Below are 4,471 nucleotides of genomic sequence, written 5' to 3'. Positions count from 1 at the left end.
TTTTATTGGTTACCCGATTTCTTATTATATCCTGTTGTTATCTTATTATATATAACTCGCAAAATAATCATAAATACAGATGTGAAAAATATAGCCAATTGCATATTACTAGAAAGCTTCAGATACTCTGAGATAATATTATATTCTATAGTGAAAATGAGGATAGTTTGTATAAAACTTAAAATAACATATGCTGTAATTTGAGTGAAAAAAGTTTTTATTAACTGAGGTGACTTCTTAGATCCTATAAAAATTCTAAATGCTGTAATGAATACACCAAGGAGTGTAATCGCTGTTAAAACACCAATAGCACCAATTAGCCATACCATAGATATATCCTCCTTATAAAAAAACGATATATTACTTAAACATCATGAGGACGATTTCACGATAGAAAGGAAAAAATAATTCATTGGTCTTCTCATCGTTAATTATGCTAATTAATATGTCTTTAATCTCTTCCTCATCATTATTTTTCATTGCTTTCCATACGTTTGTTAAATTACTTAAATGACAAACGGTAAAGACTCTAGGTGACTCATAGCATTCATCTTTGAAAATGTTTATAGTATTTGTAGCACGGAATAAAAAGTCAGCTAAAGAATATACTTTATTCTTCAAATCATCCAATGATGCCTTTTTAATACACTCCAATGCTTCATCATGTGCTTCTTTAAATGAAAGAAATAACGTTTTATCTCCTTTTATTTCACCAGATTTTAACCTATCTAAAATCCCCAAAATATTCATATCCTGATCCACACTAAAATTAACTACTTCACTCATCACATTTCCTCCTCATATCAAATAGCCCGTCTTGTTTTCCCTATTTTATCCAACTAAGATAATTATATTGTTTTTATTTTGAACATTCAATGTTTTATCCACTGAGGTTCATAACCTTTCAAATTTTAAATTGTAACAACTATTAAAAACAAAAAGATACATATGTTAGTCAAAACTAATAAATGTTTTTTATTATCTTTACGGTACGTGAAATTATATATAATTCTTCGAAATTCGACCACTGAACCATCTACTATCTCTTAATTTATTAAACTTGTTTTCGTTACTTCAGAAATTAAGAAAAGCTCAAACCCTTTTGTATCAATGGATTCAAGCTTTTTATTTTGTAGGAATACACTTTGCAACAAGTTGCCATTAGACTAGTGTATCAGCAACTTGTAGCTATTACTATGAATGCTAGATTCCACAAAATTATTACATATTTTATTATTTTTATTTCTTATTCAATAATATGCTCAACTATAAATAAAATTCCTATTTTCAGTGACTTTTAAAAAATGGGATTATTGGACAAACTGTAAGTAAAACACATAAGGAAGTGAATTTGATGAATTGGTATTCTAAACCTAGATCAGCTTTAGGGCGTTTTTTAGATAGACACAAAATTACACAAGAAGAACTCTCTTCAAAAAGTGGTGTAACTCGTTCTACTGTAAGTCGATTGTGTAGTTTGGACAGCGTATCACCGACTACTAAGAATTCAAATCGCATTATAAAAGCTTTAAGGAAGTTAACCGGAAAAAATGTAGATTCTACTGACTTTTGGGCGTGAATTAACTAAAAACATCTTCCATCACAAATGTTCTCATAAATACATTTTGCTTTATAGCATATTGTTCTAATTTGGATTGTCGATAGTCGGATAGTGTAAAAAAAACGATTACTGGAACAATAGCATTCTGTCTTTTATAGATATCTGTTATATGGCCATATAACTGTACCTTATGTTCGTTTACCTTCATATGTTGCATACGATCTATTTCAACGAAATGGGGGACATTATCCTCAAAATACGTTGCGTCAGGAATAATCTGATACCGTTGACCATTAATTGAAAACTCTATAGATTTTTCTGTTTTCCATTCTGGAAATCCAAGCCACATCCAGCTTTCGTTCCGCATTAATATGTGCTGTAATTGACTACTTTTCTTTACTTCCTTTGTAATGCCTAATAAATCCCGTCCCTTTTTGTTTAAATAATATACGTGTTCACGAGTCATTTTTGTAATATGACAATATGGATGTAGATCCTTTAATACACGATTTGCATTTCGAATACTCCCTAGACAGTGGATGGCTTGTAATTGCCTCCTGGTTGCAAAATCCAACTTACTCAAAGTGGATAAAATCTCGATTTGTCTCGCTTTCTGTTTGAGTGTTTGATGTCTCATTACGTTTCACCACCTTGTATTGCTTCAGTAAACCCCACATGTCTTTATCCTTCAGATAAGGTACTTGAATTTCTTCTGTACGATCTGTTTTAAACAATGCTCTTCCTGGAAGGGAGGGTAGATCCTCAAGACCTGGTTCATCTAAAGCAACTTGTGACGCAACCGTCGTTGGTAATCGAAAACCTAGCTTTGCATCAGCATTTTGCTTGATTTGCCTTGGTAATGTATCAGAGGTTGGATATTGCGTACAAAATATAAGCCGGAATCCTAACCCCCCCCCGATTCTTGCGATTTCAGATAACATCTCCTGGCACATAAATAATATATCCCGTTGTTTTTTAGATAATCCTTGTGTAGGACAAAGATTTGCTCCTTCATCTACTATGATAAAGCAGCGTTCTTTAATTGATGTATCTATGATATTGGTAAAATAGGACTTCTTCATCATTTCGATCTGTTTTACCATCTTTTCACGTACCCTTATCAACATTTCTAATGCCTGTTCTGGATTTTCAGCTACTTCTACAACTTGAGAGATATCCTTGTAAGGGCTAAATTCTAATCCTTCCTTCAGGTCAATAATAAAAAATTTCACGTGTTGGGATTGTTGCAAAATCAAACTAGTCATCACATTTTTTAGGAATACTGTTTTTCCAAACCGTGTCATACCCGAAACGCACATATGCGGTGTTTTTTCGAAATCATGATATATGTGTTTATCTAACGATTTCCCCATCATAACTCTCCATGTGTGCTCTTTTAACAAATCCTTAGACCAATTCCATATTTCAGGTATTTGTTGCTTAAATACACGAATATGAAGCTCTCTTTGGCGGAACGATATTTTAACAGGTTTATATAGCCCTTCTTCTAAGACTTCGGCTAACTTTTTGATAAGTTGACTAGGCACACCAAGTGGTAACTTGTAAACATAATTCATACTTATGTCATCTTCTACTTCTTTTATAAAAATGGGGTATTGTAATTCCCCTTTATGTTGGACGCATATCTTTGCAATTTCAAAAAACGTTGCAATTTTTTTCTTATCACTCATTCCTTTACTTTGATAAAAATAAGCCACAGTTAAAAAGGTTGCTGGAATTAATAAAAGTGAAAACATTTCCTCCATACCTCCTTAAGGTAGTTGAGCCTGTATGGAAGCTTAGAAAATACTGTTTAAGATGCGCTATTATAATCATTTTCAACTACCAGATGTAATACTAACGCAGAAATACATCTAGTATATCCATTAGAACGTACCAAACACTCCCTATTAACAAGCATTTGAGACCCGCACGTAGCAACCAACCTGGAAGATAAAGACCTTTCTTCTTTAGTAATTTTATCCCTAAAACTGAAGCTCCGGTCACACCATAAACAATCCCTAGCTCTCCAATGATTGTCATGTTAATCCCATCCTTTCGGTTTAATAGACAAATTCCCTTTACGATCCCTATACAGTTGATATTCATCCAATAACTCATTCCAGGACAAAGCATGTTCATCGCCACATAGATCCTCTTCAATTTTTTGACTTAAGTAATAATAAAATTTGTATTGCCGATCCAAATAAACCTCATAGCGCAACATATGATCTCGTATAGCACAAACATTTTCTTCCTTCTTCGTTTCGTTATACATTTGTTTAAGCATTCGTGAAGGGTAAAGATACGGAGTACTATATAACATTTGATAATGATTCATATTTCCTCACCATCCATATAAAATTCTAGGCACATTAATAAATATGATAAAAGCTCCACTTTTTGAATTTGTACCTAAAAAAAGTACAAAAATACATTATTAATATTTCACTTTATTCAATATTAGCGAAATGTAAAAATGCATTTTGTAAAAACTTTGTAAATGTTATACTATAATTGGATAAATTTATATTATTCTGGTCAAATAAATCAAAAGTTTCACAACACTACAGTCTTAAACCTGAACTCAGAATATTCAGAATAATATTGAAACATATACTTTAATAAAATACATGATTGCTTTTCTGTTATTATTTTATTATGAGAATATTCCCATTATTTTACGGGATATGGGATGATGGGGGAGAAAGATATGAACGTTCATGTGAAAGGGAATGAACAAAGGAATGAACAATTGATTCAGACTTTAAATGAATGGTACTTTAAAATTCGAGCAAGAGATCTTGATGAAGCAATTTCTTTAAAAGATGAGATCGACTTAGTTATAAATGAATTTAAAGAAGACCAAAATTTGATGTTACATTACTACCTCATAGATTTTCGTCATAA

7 protein-coding genes and 1 pseudogene are annotated in these 4,471 nt (G+C 31.9%); 2 read left to right on the top strand and 6 right to left on the bottom strand.

The features are described from left to right. Window positions 1–2 precede the first annotated feature (2 nt). The gene (locus ACQGS6_RS23490) at window positions 3–329 is read right to left on the bottom strand and encodes a hypothetical protein (RefSeq protein WP_426965691.1); all 327 of its coding nucleotides are present in this window, start codon (window positions 327–329) and stop codon (window positions 3–5) included. A gap of 31 nt (window positions 330–360) precedes the next feature. Continuing rightward, window positions 361–786: a hypothetical protein gene (locus ACQGS6_RS23485; RefSeq protein ID WP_044797602.1), complete on the bottom strand. Its 426-nt coding sequence runs from the start codon at window positions 784–786 to the stop codon at window positions 361–363. A gap of 568 nt (window positions 787–1,354) precedes the next feature. Here ACQGS6_RS23485 and ACQGS6_RS23480 point away from each other — a divergent pair. After that, on the top strand, window positions 1,355–1,579 hold the full coding sequence (locus ACQGS6_RS23480) for a helix-turn-helix domain-containing protein (RefSeq protein ID WP_044797601.1): 225 nt from the start codon (window positions 1,355–1,357) through the stop codon (window positions 1,577–1,579). Window position 1,580: 1 nt separating this feature from the next. Here ACQGS6_RS23480 and ACQGS6_RS23475 read toward each other — a convergent pair whose 3' ends face one another. The 4 genes from ACQGS6_RS23475 to ACQGS6_RS23460 form a co-directional block, all read right to left on the bottom strand. Continuing rightward, entirely contained in the window at window positions 1,581–2,198 is a 618-nt protein-coding gene (locus ACQGS6_RS23475) for a replication-relaxation family protein (protein ID WP_426965690.1), read from the bottom strand. Next, window positions 2,137–3,318: an FtsK/SpoIIIE domain-containing protein gene (locus tag ACQGS6_RS23470; protein WP_426965688.1), complete on the bottom strand. Its 1,182-nt coding sequence runs from the start codon at window positions 3,316–3,318 to the stop codon at window positions 2,137–2,139. Before ACQGS6_RS23470 ends, ACQGS6_RS23475 begins: the two co-directional genes overlap by 62 nt. Before the next feature lie 100 nt (window positions 3,319–3,418). Next, window positions 3,419–3,604, bottom strand: a complete 186-nt coding sequence (locus tag ACQGS6_RS23465; protein ID WP_002107213.1) for a hypothetical protein — start codon at window positions 3,602–3,604, stop codon at window positions 3,419–3,421. Window position 3,605: 1 nt separating this feature from the next. Beyond that, complete coding sequence (locus ACQGS6_RS23460) at window positions 3,606–3,902, bottom strand: hypothetical protein (protein ID WP_106103554.1); 297 nt, start codon at window positions 3,900–3,902, stop codon at window positions 3,606–3,608. A gap of 372 nt (window positions 3,903–4,274) precedes the next feature. On the opposite strand from ACQGS6_RS23460, the pseudogene ACQGS6_RS23455 reads away from it, so the two are divergent. Then, window positions 4,275–4,471: pseudogene (locus ACQGS6_RS23455) on the top strand (hypothetical protein); the annotation flags it as partial.

Origin of the sequence: Bacillus sp. GMs2/2 (genome assembly GCF_050172095.1) — a bacterium.
Lineage (GTDB): Bacteria > Bacillota > Bacilli > Bacillales > Bacillaceae_G > Bacillus_A > Bacillus_A cereus.
This window is presented reverse-complemented; position numbering and strand designations above follow the sequence as displayed.